Genomic DNA, 13923 nt, shown 5'->3' with positions numbered 1-13923 from the left:
GCACCGATGACCGAGCTCGACGCCCCCTTGCGGGAGCTGCGGGGCATGTGCCGCGAGGCGGCGCGCGACCTGCGCACCCGGGCACTGGCCGTCGACGCCGACCCGGCCGACGTCGAACGCCACCTCGACTCGCCCACGCTCACCCTGATCCGGGTGGCCAGCACCCCGAAGCGCTTCCGGACCGACGGCTCGGTGGACGACGGCGGATACTCCGGCAGCTGTCTGGCCCGGGTGATCGCCGGGGTCGAACTGGCCCGTGGCGACGCCGGGTTGATCTGCGCCAACACCGGCCCGTCGCTGGCCGGGGTGGCCGTCGACGCGCTCGGCAGCGAGGCGCAGCAGGAGGCGTTCTACGACGCCATCGCCGACGGCCGCACCTGGACCTTCTTCGGCATGACGGAACCTGGGTGCGGCAGCGACGCCACGGCCATGGGGACCAGGCTGGAGGCGGCCCCCGACCCGTCCGACGGCATGCTGCTGACCGGCGCCAAGCGCTACGTCGGCAACGCCTCACGCGGCCGGATCGGCGTGGTCTTCGCCCGCACCGGGCGCACCGCCCTGTCCATCCGCGGTGCCCTCGTCCGCGTTCCCGCCGAAGGGTACGCGGCCACGCCGCTGGACATGATCGGTCTGCGCGGCGCCCGGATCTGCGCGATCGGCCTGGACGGGGTGCGGGTGCACCGCGAGGACGTGCTCGGCGCCCACCTGCCCGCCTCCCGGCGCGGCCTGTGGGGCATCGGCCGCACCTTCAACGTCATGCGCACCCAGATCGCCTCCATGGCACTCGGCGTCGCCCTCGCCGCCCGCGACCTCGTGCGCGAGGAGCGTCCCGGGTGGAACGGCCACGAACGGGTCTCCGCACGGCTGGAGGCGGCGCTCGCCCTGCTCCACGACGCCGCCGTCCAGGTCGACCACGACCCCGACGCCCGGCGCCCGCCGTCCGCCGCCAAACTGCACATCACCGACCTCGCGGTGCGCACCACCCGCTGGGCCGCGCACGCGCTGGGCCCCGGCGCGCTGCTGGAGCACCCGCTGCTGGAGAAGTGGTGCCGCGACGTCGCCGCGTTCGAGTTCATGGACGGCACCAGCAACATCCAGCGCCTGCACATCACCCACGACATCGCCACCCGCGCGACGCCACCGGTCGCGGACCGCGTGGCGGCACCCCGGGGGGCGGCATGACCACCGCCGCCGCACCACCGCGCGGGAGCGAGGTGGGCCCGGCCGTCCCGCACGCCTGGGCGGCCCGCCCGCCGCGCGAGGAGGACCACGCCGCGCTGCTCGCCCTGTTCACCGAGCCGGACTTCCACTTCCGCACCCACGAACCGGACCTGCTGCCCGAGTGGCAGGTGCGGGAGCTGGTCGCCGAGGAACGCACCCATGTGCTGCTGGACGGCGGTGAAGTGGTGGGCCTGTACGCCTTCGAGGAGATGGGCGGCGACCACGCAGGGCACGACCTGCTGCACCTGCGGCTGACCGCACGGCTGCCGCTGACCGCGTGGACCTGCGCGTTCGAGGCGATCGTCGCGGGCGAGCTGTGGCACCGCGAACTGGTGCGGCTGGAGCTGCGCGTGGGGGAGTTCGACGCACGCGGACTGGCCGCAGCGCGCACCTTCGCGCTCACCGAGGAGGGCACCCTCGCCAACCTCGTCGTCCACGACGGCGAGCGAGCCGGTTACGTCTTCTTCTCGCGGATCTGGGAGCCGTCATGAGACTGCGCGGATACCGCAGCGACGACCTTCCGCTGCTGAGCGGCCCGTGGCTGCCCGGCGAGCTGCTGGGCCTGCCCGCGCCCGGCCGCCCGCCCCTGGCCCCCGAGACCCGTTTCGCACCGCCCGCCGACACCTGTGTCGACCTGTGCGTGGCACCGGAGGCCGGCTGCGTGCGCTACACCGAGCTCGACTGGGTCAACCGCCGCGCCCGGCTGGAGATCGGCGTGCGTCGGGACGCCACCGACTCCGCCGCCGAGCTGCTCGACGCCGCCCTCGTCCACGGCTTCCGCACGCTCAACCTGCACCGCGTCTACGGCTGGGTGACCCCGCACCTCGCGGAGCGCACCGGGCTGCTGGAGCGCGCCGGGCTCCGCCTGGAGGCCGAACTTCCGCAGGCCCTGTGGCTCGACGGCCGCGCGGCCACCCGGCAGATCTGGGGGAGGGTCCACCATGGCTGACATCACCCGGCTGAGCCTGCCGCAGGCCGCCCGGTTGCTGGCCTCGACCGATCCGGCCGCCGCCCGCGGCTTCCTCGGCCTCGACCCCGTCACGCAGAACAGCGCCCTGCTGGTCAAGGAAATGACGCTGCGTCAGATGTCTGTGCACCTGGTCGGTGACGCCCTGTACGGCCACGCGCCCAACCCGCACCAGCCGCGCCAGGCGTTCGTCGCCGCCACCGAGGCCGAACCGGCGGCCCTGCGTGCCTTCCTCGGCTTCCTCGCCGCCTACCGCCGCCACACCTCCTACGTGGCGCTGCTGCCGGATGGGTCCCCGGTCACCGCCGGGTTCGAGGCCGCCGGCTTCGTCCGCTCCGGCACCCTGCCCGACCACGCCTACCGGTCCGGCCGGTACGGCGACGTCGCGGTCTACCACGCGACACGGGAGGACTGATGTCGTTCGTCACCGTCAGGCACTTCACCGAGGACGACGTGCCGGTGCGCATCGCGCTGCTGCGCGAGTCCCGCTTCCAGGCGAACCTCACCGACTTCGCCGTCGTCAGCTCCGACGACGACCTGACGGCAGGTCAGTTGCGGACCATCGCGCGAGAGCACGACACCAAGCGCATCCTCACCCTGTGCGCCCCCGGCGGCGAGATCGTCGGGTTCGCCTGGATCACCTCCATCGACTGGCGCGCTCAGACCTGCGAGCTGTCCTTCGGCGTCCTGCCGCGCTACCGGGGCCCGTTCGGCGCCAAGGCCGTCATCGCCGCCCACACCCACATCCGCAGCGAACTCAACATGCGCGTCGTCATCAACCAGGTGCTGGAACACAACACCATGCTGGTCTCCGCAGAGGACCTCACCGACCGCCGCCGGGTGCGCTGCGCCTACGACTCGTACACGGTGGGGGAGTGGCGCACCGCCTGCTACTGGACGGAGACCCAGGAAGAGGCCCGGCGCACCCTGGACGCCGTCCAGGAGCGCCGCCGCGAGATCGCCGAGCGCATCCGGGCCACGTCCGCGAAGGCGTCCGCGTCATGACCGCACCCGCCGCGTCCGGCGGCTATCTGCGCCACCCCGCCCTGCGGGGCGACACCGTGGTCTTCTGCTGCGAGGACGACCTGTGGACGGTCCGCGCCGACGGCGGCACCGCGAGCCGCCTCACCGCCGACGGCACCCCCGTCAGCCACCCGAGGCTCTCCCCGGACGGCACCCTGGTGGCCTACGCCGGCACCCGCGAGGGCCCGCACGAGGTGTACGTGGTCCCGCTCGCAGGCGGCCCCGCGCGACGGCTCACCCATCAGGCGGCCCGCTGCGCGGTCAGCGGCTGGCACCCGGTCACCGGCGAGGTCGTGTACGCGAGCACCGCCGGGCAGCCCGAGGGTTTCGGCCACCGGCTGTTCGCGGTGGCCCCCGGCGGAGGCCCGCCCCGGCTGCTGTACGAAGGCCCGGGCGCGGCGCTGTCGTTCGGCACGGACGGCCGGGCGGTGCTGGGCCGCAGCATGGCCGACCCGGCCCGCCGCAAGCGTTATCTCGGCGGCGCGGCAGGCCAGTTGTGGGTCGACCAGGCCGGCAACGGTGCCTTCGAGCGCCTGCCGCTGCCCGGCGGCAACCCCGCCGATCCGTGCTGGGTGGGCGACCGGATCTACTTCACCGGCGACCACGAGGGCAACGGCGAGGTGTACTCCTGCCGCCCCGACGGCACCGACCTCGTCCGCCACACCGACCACGGCGACGCCTACGTGCGTGCCCTGTCGACCGACGGCAGACGGCTGGTCTACCAGTGCGCGGGCGCGCTCCACCTGCTCGACCCGGCGCTCGGCACCCCGCGCCGCATCCCGGTCGGTCTCGCCGTCTCCGGCGCGCAGCACCGCACGAGGATCGTCACCGCCTCCGGCTTCCTCGACCACGCCCGCCTCAGCCCCGACGCCGGCCGGCTCGCGGTCGTGGCCCGCGGCAAGGCCTTCACCATGGCGCCGTGGTCCGGCCCGGTCCGGCGGCACGGCGTCGCGGAGGGCACCCGCTACCGGCTGCTGGAGTGGCTTGCCGACGGCCGCCGCCTGGTCGCCGTCGCCGGGGACGAGGGACCGGACGAGCGGCTGGCGCTGCTGTCCGCCGAGGGCGGCACCGAAGTGGCCGCCGTTCCGCTCGGCGGCCACGGCGTCGTCACCGCCCTGGCCGCCGCCCCCGTCGGCGGGCGCGTCGCCTTCACCACCAGCCGCCAGCAGTTGTGGCTGGTGGACGCCGACGACGCGGGCAGCGACCGGGCCGACGGCTGGAGCACGCCCCGGCTGCTGGACGCCAGCGCCCACGAACGCATCGAGGACCTCGCCTGGTCCCCGGACGGCCGCTGGCTCGCCTACGCCTTCCCCGGCACCGCCCGCACCACCGCCATCAAGGTCGCCGAGGCGGACACCGGGCGCGCGTTCCCCGTCACCGCGCCGGTGCTGCGCGACACCCTGCCCGCCTTCGACCCGGCGGGCCGCTACCTGTACTTCGTCGGACAGCGGGACCTGACCCCCGAGCACGACCAGGTCGAGTTCGAGGTGGGCTTCCCCTTCGGCGCCCGCCCGTACGCCATCACCCTGCGCGCGGACGAACCTCCGCCGTTCACCGGCGCGTTCGGCCGGCAGCGCGAGCCGGGGCCGGACGGCGGCGTCCGGGTGGAGATCGACGCCGAGGGCATCGAACGCCGGGTGGTGCCGTTCCCGGTCCGCGAGGGCCGCTACGCCGCCGTCGTCGGACTGCCCGAATCCGTGCTGCTGCTGACCGTGCCGGTCGCCGCGCCGGACCCGGCCAGGCCGCGCGCCGTCCCCGAGGGCACCGTGGCGATGGTGGAACTCGACACCGGCGAGGTGACCGACGAATACCTGGGCCCGGTCGACGAGTTGAGCACCGACCCGGACGGGGAGGTGCTGCTCTACCGCCACGACCACCGGCTGCGCGTGGTCCGCGCCGGAGCGCCCGCCGAGGCACTGGCCGAGTACGACCACGGGCAGGCGCCGCCCGGACGCCTGACCGGCTGGATCGACCTGGAGCGGGTCACCGTGCCGTTCCGCCCCGCGGCCGAGTGGCGGCAGATGTTCCGGGAGGCATGGCGGCTCCAGCGCGAGGGCTTCTGGAACGCGGCCATGTCCGGCGTGGACTGGCCGGCCGTGCACGACCGCTACCTGCCGTTGCTCGACCTGGCCGCCACCCGCTCCGAACTGTCCGACCTGATCTGGGAGATGCAGGGAGAGCTGGCCACCTCGCACGCCTACGAACGCGGCGGTGACTACGGGTTTCCCGAAGGCCACCAGCAGGGTTTCCTCGGCGTGGACTGGGACCCGGCGCCGGACGCGGACGGCCACTGGCGCGTCGCCCGCGTGCTGCGCGGCGACCCGTGGGACCCGCGGGCCACCTCCCCGCTGGACCGCCCCGGCGTCTGCGTGCTGCCCGGCGACCGGATCGTCGCGGTCGACGGCCGCCCGGTCGGCGCCGCGGGCCCCGGCGAACTGCTCACCGGGCTCGCCGACCGCGAGGTGGAACTGACGGTCCGGCGCGACGGCGCCGCCCCGCGCAGGATCGTGGTCCGGGCCGCCCGCGACGAGGCCCGCGTGCGCTACCTCGACTGGCTCGCCGCCAACGCCGCCCACGTCCACGACGCCTCGCACGGACGGCTCGGCTACCTCCACGTCCCCGACATGTTCCGCACCGGATACGCCGACTTCGTACGGCAGTTCCTCGCCGGACTCGACCGCGAGGGCCTCGTGGTCGACGTGCGGTTCAACGGCGGCGGGCACGTCTCCCCCCTGCTGCTCGACCGGCTCGCCCGGCGCCGCGTCGGCGAGGAGCACGGCCGCTGGAGCGGTGCGCTGCCCTACCCGCTGGAGTCGCCGCGCGGACCGATGGCCGTACTCGTCAACGACCAGACCGGTTCCGACGGCGAGATCTTCGCCCACGCCTTCCGCGCCCGCCACCTCGGCGCGCTCGTCGGGACCCGCACCTGGGGCGGCACGATCGCCACCTGGCCGCGCCACGAACTCGTCGACGGCACGGTCACCACCCAGCCGGAGTTCTGCTACTCCTTCCGTGACGTCGGCGCGGGCCTGGAGAACCGGGGCGTCGACCCGGACATCGAGGTGGAGATCCCCCCGGCGCCGCCCGGCCCCCGCGAGGATCCCCAACTCGCCGCGGCGGTCGCCCACTTGCTCGGCGTCCTCGCCGGCCGCGACGAGCCCGCCGCGGTCCCGCTCGTCGTGGGGAGCCCGGGATGACGCCGACCGCGATCGCCGCACCGCCCCTGTCCCCTCCGCGCGCGGGGGAGTGCCACGTGTGGACGCTGCCGGTCCGGCACCGTCCCGAATGGCTCGACGTGCTGACCGCCGCCGAACGCGCCCGCCTCGACGCCCTCGGCGACGGCCCGGCCGCCGCCACCCACCTCACCTCACGCGCCGTCCAGCGCCTGATCGGATCGGGCTACCTGGGCGTGCCGCCCACCGAGGTACGCATCGGCCGCCGGTGCGAACACTGCGGGGCCGGACACGGGCGCCCCCGCTGGACGGGCTCCACGCTCGACTACTCCGTCTCGCACGCCCGCGAGTGGCTGGTCATGGCAGTCGTGGGCGGCGGGCGCGTCGGCGTCGACATCGACCGGCTCGACCCCGGGCAGAACCCCACCGCCCTGGCCTCGCACGCCCTCGCCCCCGCCGAGGCCCGGGCCTTCGCGGCGCTGCCCGACCACCGCAGGGCGCAGGCGTTCCTGACCGCGTGGACCCGCAAGGAGGCCGCGATGAAACTCACCGGCCACGGCCTGGCCGCGCCCCCGTCCCGCATCGACGTCACCGGCCCCACCGCGCTGGCCCCCGCCGTCCCCGCCTGGCCCCGAGACCCCGTCCACCTGCGCCCCCTGCCGGCCCCGCCCGGTCACACGGCGGCCCTGGCGACCACGCACCCGGTCACGTCCGTCAGGCCGTCAGGGCTCCCCTGGGCGTGAACACGCTGCCGCTCCTCGGGGGGCGACCGGCGGCCGGGCGGGAACGCCGCGGCCATCCCGAATCCGCCCCACAGGCCACGCCGTTGTCAGTGCCCTGCGGCAGGATCGGCGACGACACGGGGACGGCACCCCGTGCGCGTCCGGCCCCCGGAGGTCCTGATGACGTCGTACCCGACGCTGCCCGCCACCGCTCACGGCGAAGTCGTCCTCGTCTGCGTGTGCTACGAGAACGACGCGCCCAAGTGGGGCGATGTCCTGGAACGCCTCGGCGCCGGGCCCGAGGACGCGACGACGTCCCTGGACGGCGGCGTGACCCTGCGCGTCACGCACGACGCGGCCTGGGACTACGTGCCCGGCGGCGCCCTGCCCGCGCTGCTGCCCGCCGGGTCCGCCGCCGCGCCGGTCATCGCCGTCGCGGACATCCCCGCCGTCTACGGTGGTTCGGGGCTGCTGCTCGTGGACGCGCGCGACGTGCCCGGCCGGGGCGCGCGGGTGGACGACAAGCGGCTCGCGTCCGTGCTGCGTCAACTGATCGACGGCAGGCTGGAGTTCGCGGACCTCGTGCGCGGCATGGACCGGTGGGGCACCTACGAGGGCGAGGGCGGGGCCCAGACCACGCCGACACCCGTCGAGGTGGTGCGCACGGGCTTCCCGCCCCTGCCGGCCGCCGAGGACACGACACTGCTGGTGCGCACCGACTTCCACGACGACGAGGGCTGGCAGGCGGTCCTGGACTTTGTCGCGGCCGATGACGGCGACGCCGACGAGGACTTCGTCGCGCTCCACGCCGTGGTCGTGGACGACCGCGCCTACGAAGGGCTGACGCCCGGCCAGGTGCCCGCGCTGGTGCCGGCGAGGCCGCCGACGGTCATGGTCGCCCTCGCCGACGCCGTGACGATGAGCGCACCCGGTCGTCCGCTGTACGCCGTGGACCTGCACGACACCCCGGGCCAGGCGGCGCGCGTCCCCCTGGACGAGGCGGGCTCGATGGCGGTCAACCTGGAGATAGCCAACATGGACTTCGCCGACTTCGCCTGACCGCCGCCCCGCCGGGCACGCGGCAGCCCTCACTTCTCGACGCCGACGCAGATCCCGTCGCAGTCGTGGAGCCAGTAGCTGCCGCAACCGCCGTTGGTCACCGTGCAGTTGTCGTACTTGAGGGAGCACGGGGTTCCAGTTGTCGCACCAGTTGCTCTCGGTCGTGCAGGTGCATGTCTCGTCGGGACTGACGGTCCCGCCGGTGTGTTCCGCCGGGGCCGAGGGCGGCGAACGGAGCGCCGGCCCTCGCGGCACCGAAGGCGGCCGGCGCCTTGCGGTGGAACGCGTCCAGCCGTGTGCTCACGGCCGGGGTGCGCGGGGTCGTGAGGGCGGCCGGTGCCGACAGCGTCGCCCGCGCCGAGCCCAGCACGGCCAGTTGGTCGCCCGTCATGTCGTTGTGCGGTGCGGGATCACCGAGCGCCACCGCCCCGCGGTCGGCCCGGCGCCCAACTCGCCGGGAGAGCCCGTGGGTTTGCGATGTCACGCCCCGGGCGGCCGGAACACGTGCTCTCGATCACGGCACCGTTTCCCCGTGTCCTTCGCGGGCAGCCGTACCGACGTCCCCTGTTGACTGAACACGACGCCAGAAGAAGGGGAGACCCATGCTTTTCCTCATGGCCGCGTTCCTGCTGCTGGGCGTGCTGCTCGGTGCCGTGACGCACCTGCCGCTCCCGGTGACGGCGATCACCGCGGTCGTCATCCTCGGATGGCTGACCGTCTACGGAGTACGCCACCGCCGGCACGCGGGCGACCGGCGCTGAACCGGCCTTTGTGCGGCGCGTGACGACCCCCGCCCCGCACGTCCCGCCCGACGCCGTACGCCCGTCCCGTCCGACCGAAGGAGAAGAAGATGACGACCACCACCGCCCGGCGACGCGCCCGCGAGCGGGCCGCCCGCGACGCCTACGGCATGGCCGCCGCGTCGTTCATCCTCGGGCTCGTCGGCCTTCTGGTCTTCAACGTGTTCCTGGGCCCCGCCGCGGTGATACTGGCCGCCCTCGCGCTGCACCGCGGCACCAGCCACCGCAACCGCGCCTACCTGGGCATGGCGCTGGGCGTCGCCGACGTGATCGTCTTCCTCGTCCTGGCCGGCGCTCAGCACAACGTCACCTGGTCCTTCTGAGTCGGGGGCCGGGACCGGAGGGGACTGCGCCGGACCCTCCGTGGGCACATTGGGTGCATGAACGACAGCCCGGACACGGATGCCCACCAGACCGCCCCGCACCACCCCGCCTCCGGGGCCGACCCCCGGCCCCCCGCCCGCGCCTTCGTGCTCGGCGGGGGCGGCGCCCTCGGGGCGCACCAGGTCGGCATGCTGAAGGCGCTGCTGGAGGCCGGGGTCCGGCCCGAACTGGTGGTGGGCACGTCCGTCGGAGCGATCAACGGCGTCGTGGTGGCCGCCGAGCCCGCACCCTCCAGCGTCGCCAGGCTCGCCGACCTGTGGTCGGGCCTGGGCGACGCGGGCGTCTTCTCCGGTTCGCTGCTGGGACGGATCGGCACAGCCGTGCGCAGCGGCACGCACATCCACTCCGCCGAGCCGCTGCGCGGCCTGCTCACCTCCCACCTGCCCGTCGACCGCATCGAGGACCTGGGCGTGCCGTTCCAGTGCGTGGCGGCGAGCATCGAACGCGCCGCGGAGCACTGGTTCACCGAAGGGCCCGTCGCCGACGCGGTGCTGGCCTCCAGCGCGGTGCCGGGACTGCTGCCGCCGGTGCGGGTGGGCGACGAGCACTTCGTGGACGGCGGCCTCGTCAACAGCATCCCGGTCAGTCGCGCGGTGGCGCTCGGGGCACGGGAGATCTACGTGCTCCAGGTCGGTCGCATCGAGTCCCCGCTGAGCCCGCCGAGGCTGCCCTGGCAGGTCGCCATGGTCTCGTTCGAGATCGCCCGGCGCCACCGCTTCGCCCGCGACATGGCCGACCTGCCGCCCCAGGTGACGGTGCACGTCCTCCCGAGCGGCGCCCCGGCAGCCGAAGTCAACGGTACTTTGCAGCAACTGCGGTACAAGACCTTCGGCCAGACCGCGGAACGCATCGAACGCGCCTACGAGGCGTCGGCGCGCTACCTCGCCGGCCTCGGCCAGGACGGCGGCACGCGATGACCGGGTCGCCGGGCGACGGCACCGGCAGAGCCGTGGCCGCGGCGATCCTCACCGGCATACGCAGGATCGCCACCGTCAGCGTGGAAGTGGCGCTGATCCCGGTGACGGCCGCCCTGGTGATCGTGGTCACCGTGCTCACCGCCCCGTTCTCCGCGCTGCGCGGCGGCCGGTGGCGGCTGGTCAGGGCCTTCGTCTTCGCGCTGCTGTACCTCGTGGTGGATTTCGGCGGTCTCGTGCGGGCCGCGCTGATCTGGCTGCGGTTTCCGCCGCGCGCGCCCGATGCCGTCGCCCGGCGCACGACCGCCACGTACGCGCTGCTCGACGGCATGCTGCGGGTGCTGGTGCGGGCCGCCGAGCCGCTGTTCGGGCTGTCGGTGCGGGTGACGCCCCCGGTGCGGGCCAATCCGGACCGCACCGCGCCCCTGATCGTCCTGGCTCGCCACGCCGGGCCCGGCGACTCGTTCCTCCTCGTCCATCTGCTGCTGTCGCAGGCGCAGTTGCTTCCGAGGATCGTCCTGAAGCGCGCGTTGCGGCTCGATCCGTGCCTCGACGTGGTCTTGGGAAGGCTGCCGCACTGCTTCGTCCCGGCGCGGCGGGGGAGGACGACGGAGGATGCCATCGCCGACCTCGCCCGTGGCATGCGCGCCGGCGACGTGCTCGTGGTCTTCCCCGAGGGGGCCAACTACACGAAACGGCGCCACCGCCGCGCCATAGCGTCGCTGCGCCGCCGGAACGAGGCCCGCGCCGCCGCCCGGGCCGAGCGCCTCCACCACGTACTGCCGCCGCACGCCACCGGAACGCTGGCAGCCCTGGCGGCGGCACCCGAGGCGGACGTGGTGTTCGTCGCCCACACGGGCCTTGACGCGATCCATTCGGTGCGTACGGGGTGGTCGCGGGTACCCCTGCGCGAACCGGTGCGGGCGCACTGGTGGCGGGTGCCTGCGGCGGAGGTGCCGAGGGGCGACGAGGCGCGCAAGGAATGGCTCACGGCCCAGTGGTCCCGGGTCGACGAGTGGATCACGGGGCGCTGAGACAAGCGGCGGGCGCCTTCGAAGGCGACGACCTGTGGCTGGAGGCCGACGGCCTCCAGCCACAGGCGTGGAACACGGCCCGCGGCCGAGCGACGGAGCGGCTCAGCGCTTGAGGGCGTCCTTGACGTGTTCGGCCGCCTGCTTCAGATCGCCCCTGGCCTGCTCGGCCTGCCCCTCGACCTCCAACTCCTCGTCCCCGACCGCCCTGCCCGCGATCTCCTTGGCCTTGCCCTTCGCCTTGCCGGCACTGTTCCTGGCCTTGTCCCGAGCGCTCAACGCGACCGTCTCCTCGTTCGACTCCAGACTGCCGGCCGGTCCGGACCCACGCGTGAACCCGGTGCCCGGCCGGGGGCGTTCACGCAGGACGCGTACCCGACGAACCCGCGGCCACGCGCGCCGCGCCGACAGCGGGTCGGCGGCCGTCGTGAGGACCCACCTCCTGCGAGACCCGCCGCTCCGGCTCAACCGCCTGCTCACCACCGGCTGAGACCGGCCTGTTCCCGCGCCCGGCGGCTGGGCATGATGGGGGTGTGGGAGACCTGTATCGCGACGCATGGATCACGTGCACCGACGACGGCATCGTCATTCGCTGGTACTACCCGTGGGGGAGCCGGAAGATCCCCTATGCGGCGATCCGCTCCGCCCGGCGGGTGCGGCTCACGCCTCTTCACGGCCGCGGGCGGGTCTGGGGCACGGCCAACCCCCGGTACTGGGCGAGCCTCGACCCCGGCAGGCCGGGCAAGGACGCCGCGCTCATCCTGGACGTCGGCAAGCCCGTGCATCCGTTCCTCACGCCGCAGGACGTGTCGGCGGTCGAGCGGATCATCAGGGAACGGGCCGGGCTGCCGGAGGTCTCCGGGGCGGAGCCGGAGGTCGGGCCGATCATCTGAGGCCCGGCAGACCGCCGCCCGCGACGCACTGGAGCGGGGGCAGGCCACCGGCCTGCCCCCGCTCCTTCGGCCACCGCCTACGGGTGCACCGTGCCCTCGCCCTTCTCCCGGGCCGCCCTCAACGCCTCGCCCTTGACCTCCTCGGCTCCGCCTTCCCGTGCCGCGGAGTCGTCCTCGTCCCTTCGGCCCGCGGCATCCTCGGCGGCGCGCACGGCGCGTTCGGACTCCGCCGCAGCCTTCCGTTCGGCACTCATCGCGCTCTCCCATCCATCCGGGTCCGTGATGCCCGTGATGCCGGAACGCCTTGCCCCGCACCCTGCCGTCAAACTCCCGGCGGGGGTCGGCGAGGGTGCGTCGAAGTTCACTCGACCGTGCGATGCGCGGGTATTCGAACACGTGCTCTAATCAAAGCATGGCCACGTACACCTTCCCCGACGACCTCCTCCAAGCACAGCGCGACTGGTACGCCGCCTACCGGGAGCTGGCCGAAGACCAGTCCTCGTCGCAGACCACGGTGTTGCGGCGGCGGCTCCAGCGCCTGTCGGTGCGGATCACCACGCATCCGTACTGGGCGAGTGCTCCCGGCAGCGTTCCGGCCGCGCGGGTCGCGCTCAAGGAGGCGGCGTGGGACGACGAGAGGGGCTGCTGACGTGCGGTAGCCGCCCCAGGAAGTGATCCGCCGCGCCGGTCGTGCGCGTCCCTCGACGTGATCGAGCTGTCGTGCCGACGCGATCAGGCCGTCGCGTTCAGCTGCCGCACTCACCGAGATGCCCGGTCGCCCCCCACTCGGCGAGCGACAAGTGGTGGCCGTCGCCCCGCCAGCGCGTGACGGAAGCGTTGGGGACGGGCGGCAGGTCGTCCGGGGCGGGCGCGCCGATGCCGGCCGCCACGTGCCGCACCGCGACGGCGATCGCGTCGTGCGCGACGAGCAGGACCCTTCGGCCCGCGGCGGCCCGGTCCACGTGGTGGAGCAGGTCCCGCACGCGCAGCGCCACGTCGGCCAGGGACTCCCCGCCCGGGGGCCGGTAGAACCACTCCCCGAGCCGTGCGCGGCGTACGGCCTCATCCGGTGCGCGGGCGGCGACGGCGGCAGGCGGGTGCAGTTCGAACACGCCCATCTCGCGGTCCCGCAGCCGCTGGTCGAGCAGGACCGGCGGGAGGCCGCCGCTGTTGCTCCCGCTCGCGGCGGCCATGCGTTCCCAGGTCCGGCGGGCGCGCGAGTAGGGCGAGCAGATGACGAGTTGAGGGCGTTCGCCGGGCCTCAGACCGGCGAGCCAGCGGCCCAGAGCGTCCGCCTGGGCGACGCCGAGGCGGGACAACGGCACGTCCGCGTCGCGCCCGTCGAGCGGGACCTGCCGCGCGCCTGTGCGTTCCGCGTCGGCGAAAGCGGCGTTCGCGGTGCTCTGGCCGTGGCGGACGACCGTCAACCCGGCGAGAGTGAACGGCGCGGCCAAGGCCGGGGAAACGGCGGGAGGTTCGGCGGCGGATTCCTGCATGGGCCGATCATCGCGGATCCGGGGGCGGTCATCGTGCATCCTGCGAGGCGGACGCCGCGAACGAGTCCCCGCCCCCGCGCCGCCGCACGCTCTCCTCCGGCAGCCACTCCTTCGTCCCAGCCACCTGCGCGAAACGCGCCACCATTCATAGTTGTCGTTTGACAACAGTAGCCGCCAGGCAAGAAAGTGGCTACGCGTGAACAAGCAGAGGAAGGGTTGGGGATGTTCCTGTCAGTGGGG

At 74.2% G+C, this 13923-nt stretch carries 17 protein-coding genes; 14 read left to right on the top strand and 3 right to left on the bottom strand.

The window, feature by feature from the left end; translation table 11 throughout:
* The first annotated feature begins 6 nt into the window (after positions 1-6).
* From CK485_RS06340 to CK485_RS06300, 12 genes are all read left to right on the top strand, one after another.
* Positions 7-1182, top strand: a complete 1176-nt coding sequence (locus CK485_RS06340; protein ID WP_109447872.1) for an acyl-CoA dehydrogenase family protein — start codon at positions 7-9, stop codon at positions 1180-1182.
* Positions 1179-1712: a hypothetical protein gene (locus tag CK485_RS06335; RefSeq protein ID WP_109447870.1), complete on the top strand. Its 534-nt coding sequence runs from the start codon at positions 1179-1181 to the stop codon at positions 1710-1712. Before CK485_RS06340 ends, CK485_RS06335 begins: the two co-directional genes overlap by 4 nt.
* Positions 1709-2170: a GNAT family protein gene (locus CK485_RS06330; RefSeq protein WP_109447868.1), complete on the top strand. Its 462-nt coding sequence runs from the start codon at positions 1709-1711 to the stop codon at positions 2168-2170. Before CK485_RS06335 ends, CK485_RS06330 begins: the two co-directional genes overlap by 4 nt.
* On the top strand, positions 2163-2603 hold the full coding sequence (locus CK485_RS28690; RefSeq protein ID WP_158288170.1) for a hypothetical protein: 441 nt from the start codon (positions 2163-2165) through the stop codon (positions 2601-2603). The genes CK485_RS06330 and CK485_RS28690 overlap by 8 nt, the downstream gene beginning before the upstream one ends.
* A complete protein-coding gene (locus CK485_RS28685; RefSeq protein WP_158288169.1) occupies positions 2603-3193 on the top strand; it encodes a GNAT family N-acetyltransferase in 591 nt (196 codons plus the stop codon). The genes CK485_RS28690 and CK485_RS28685 overlap by 1 nt, the downstream gene beginning before the upstream one ends.
* Positions 3190-6408, top strand: a complete 3219-nt coding sequence (locus CK485_RS06325; protein WP_158288168.1) for a S41 family peptidase — start codon at positions 3190-3192, stop codon at positions 6406-6408. The genes CK485_RS28685 and CK485_RS06325 overlap by 4 nt, the downstream gene beginning before the upstream one ends.
* The gene (locus tag CK485_RS06320; protein WP_109447864.1) at positions 6405-7127 is read left to right on the top strand and encodes a 4'-phosphopantetheinyl transferase superfamily protein; all 723 of its coding nucleotides are present in this window, start codon (positions 6405-6407) and stop codon (positions 7125-7127) included. The genes CK485_RS06325 and CK485_RS06320 overlap by 4 nt, the downstream gene beginning before the upstream one ends.
* Before the next feature lie 159 nt (positions 7128-7286).
* The gene (locus CK485_RS06315) at positions 7287-8165 is read left to right on the top strand and encodes a hypothetical protein (protein ID WP_109448485.1); all 879 of its coding nucleotides are present in this window, start codon (positions 7287-7289) and stop codon (positions 8163-8165) included.
* 602 nt (positions 8166-8767) lie between these two features.
* Entirely contained in the window at positions 8768-8926 is a 159-nt protein-coding gene (locus CK485_RS28960) for a hypothetical protein (RefSeq protein ID WP_199239255.1), read from the top strand.
* 89 nt (positions 8927-9015) lie between these two features.
* Complete coding sequence (locus CK485_RS06310) at positions 9016-9288, top strand: DUF4190 domain-containing protein (RefSeq protein WP_109447862.1); 273 nt, start codon at positions 9016-9018, stop codon at positions 9286-9288.
* A gap of 57 nt (positions 9289-9345) precedes the next feature.
* Positions 9346-10266, top strand: coding sequence for a patatin-like phospholipase family protein (locus tag CK485_RS06305; protein ID WP_109447860.1), 921 nt, complete (start codon positions 9346-9348; stop codon positions 10264-10266).
* Positions 10263-11297 carry a 1-acyl-sn-glycerol-3-phosphate acyltransferase gene (locus CK485_RS06300; protein WP_109447858.1) on the top strand — a complete coding sequence of 345 codons (1035 nt, stop codon included), beginning with the start codon at positions 10263-10265 and terminating at the stop codon, positions 11295-11297. The genes CK485_RS06305 and CK485_RS06300 overlap by 4 nt, the downstream gene beginning before the upstream one ends.
* A gap of 102 nt (positions 11298-11399) precedes the next feature.
* Here CK485_RS06300 and CK485_RS06295 read toward each other — a convergent pair whose 3' ends face one another.
* Positions 11400-11573 carry a CsbD family protein gene (locus CK485_RS06295; RefSeq protein ID WP_109447856.1) on the bottom strand — a complete coding sequence of 58 codons (174 nt, stop codon included), beginning with the start codon at positions 11571-11573 and terminating at the stop codon, positions 11400-11402.
* 254 nt (positions 11574-11827) lie between these two features.
* Between CK485_RS06295 and CK485_RS06290 the strand changes: the two genes are divergently transcribed.
* Positions 11828-12187, top strand: coding sequence for a hypothetical protein (locus tag CK485_RS06290; RefSeq protein ID WP_109447854.1), 360 nt, complete (start codon positions 11828-11830; stop codon positions 12185-12187).
* 77 nt (positions 12188-12264) lie between these two features.
* Here the strand turns inward: CK485_RS06290 and CK485_RS28680 are convergent, their stop codons facing one another.
* Positions 12265-12441, bottom strand: a complete 177-nt coding sequence (locus CK485_RS28680) for a hypothetical protein (RefSeq protein ID WP_158288167.1) — start codon at positions 12439-12441, stop codon at positions 12265-12267.
* 158 nt (positions 12442-12599) lie between these two features.
* Between CK485_RS28680 and CK485_RS06285 the strand changes: the two genes are divergently transcribed.
* Positions 12600-12836 (top strand): hypothetical protein, encoded by a 237-nt coding sequence (locus CK485_RS06285; RefSeq protein WP_109447852.1) that lies wholly within the window; start codon positions 12600-12602, stop codon positions 12834-12836.
* Positions 12837-12933: 97 nt separating this feature from the next.
* On the opposite strand, the gene CK485_RS06280 is transcribed toward CK485_RS06285, so the two are convergent.
* A complete protein-coding gene (locus tag CK485_RS06280; RefSeq protein ID WP_109447850.1) occupies positions 12934-13683 on the bottom strand; it encodes a histidine phosphatase family protein in 750 nt (249 codons plus the stop codon).
* Positions 13684-13923: the final 240 nt, after the last annotated feature.

This window comes from Streptomyces sp. ICBB 8177 (assembly GCF_003144095.1).
In the GTDB taxonomy this organism is placed as follows: Bacteria; Actinomycetota; Actinomycetes; order Streptomycetales; family Streptomycetaceae; genus Streptantibioticus_D.
This window is presented reverse-complemented; position numbering and strand designations above follow the sequence as displayed.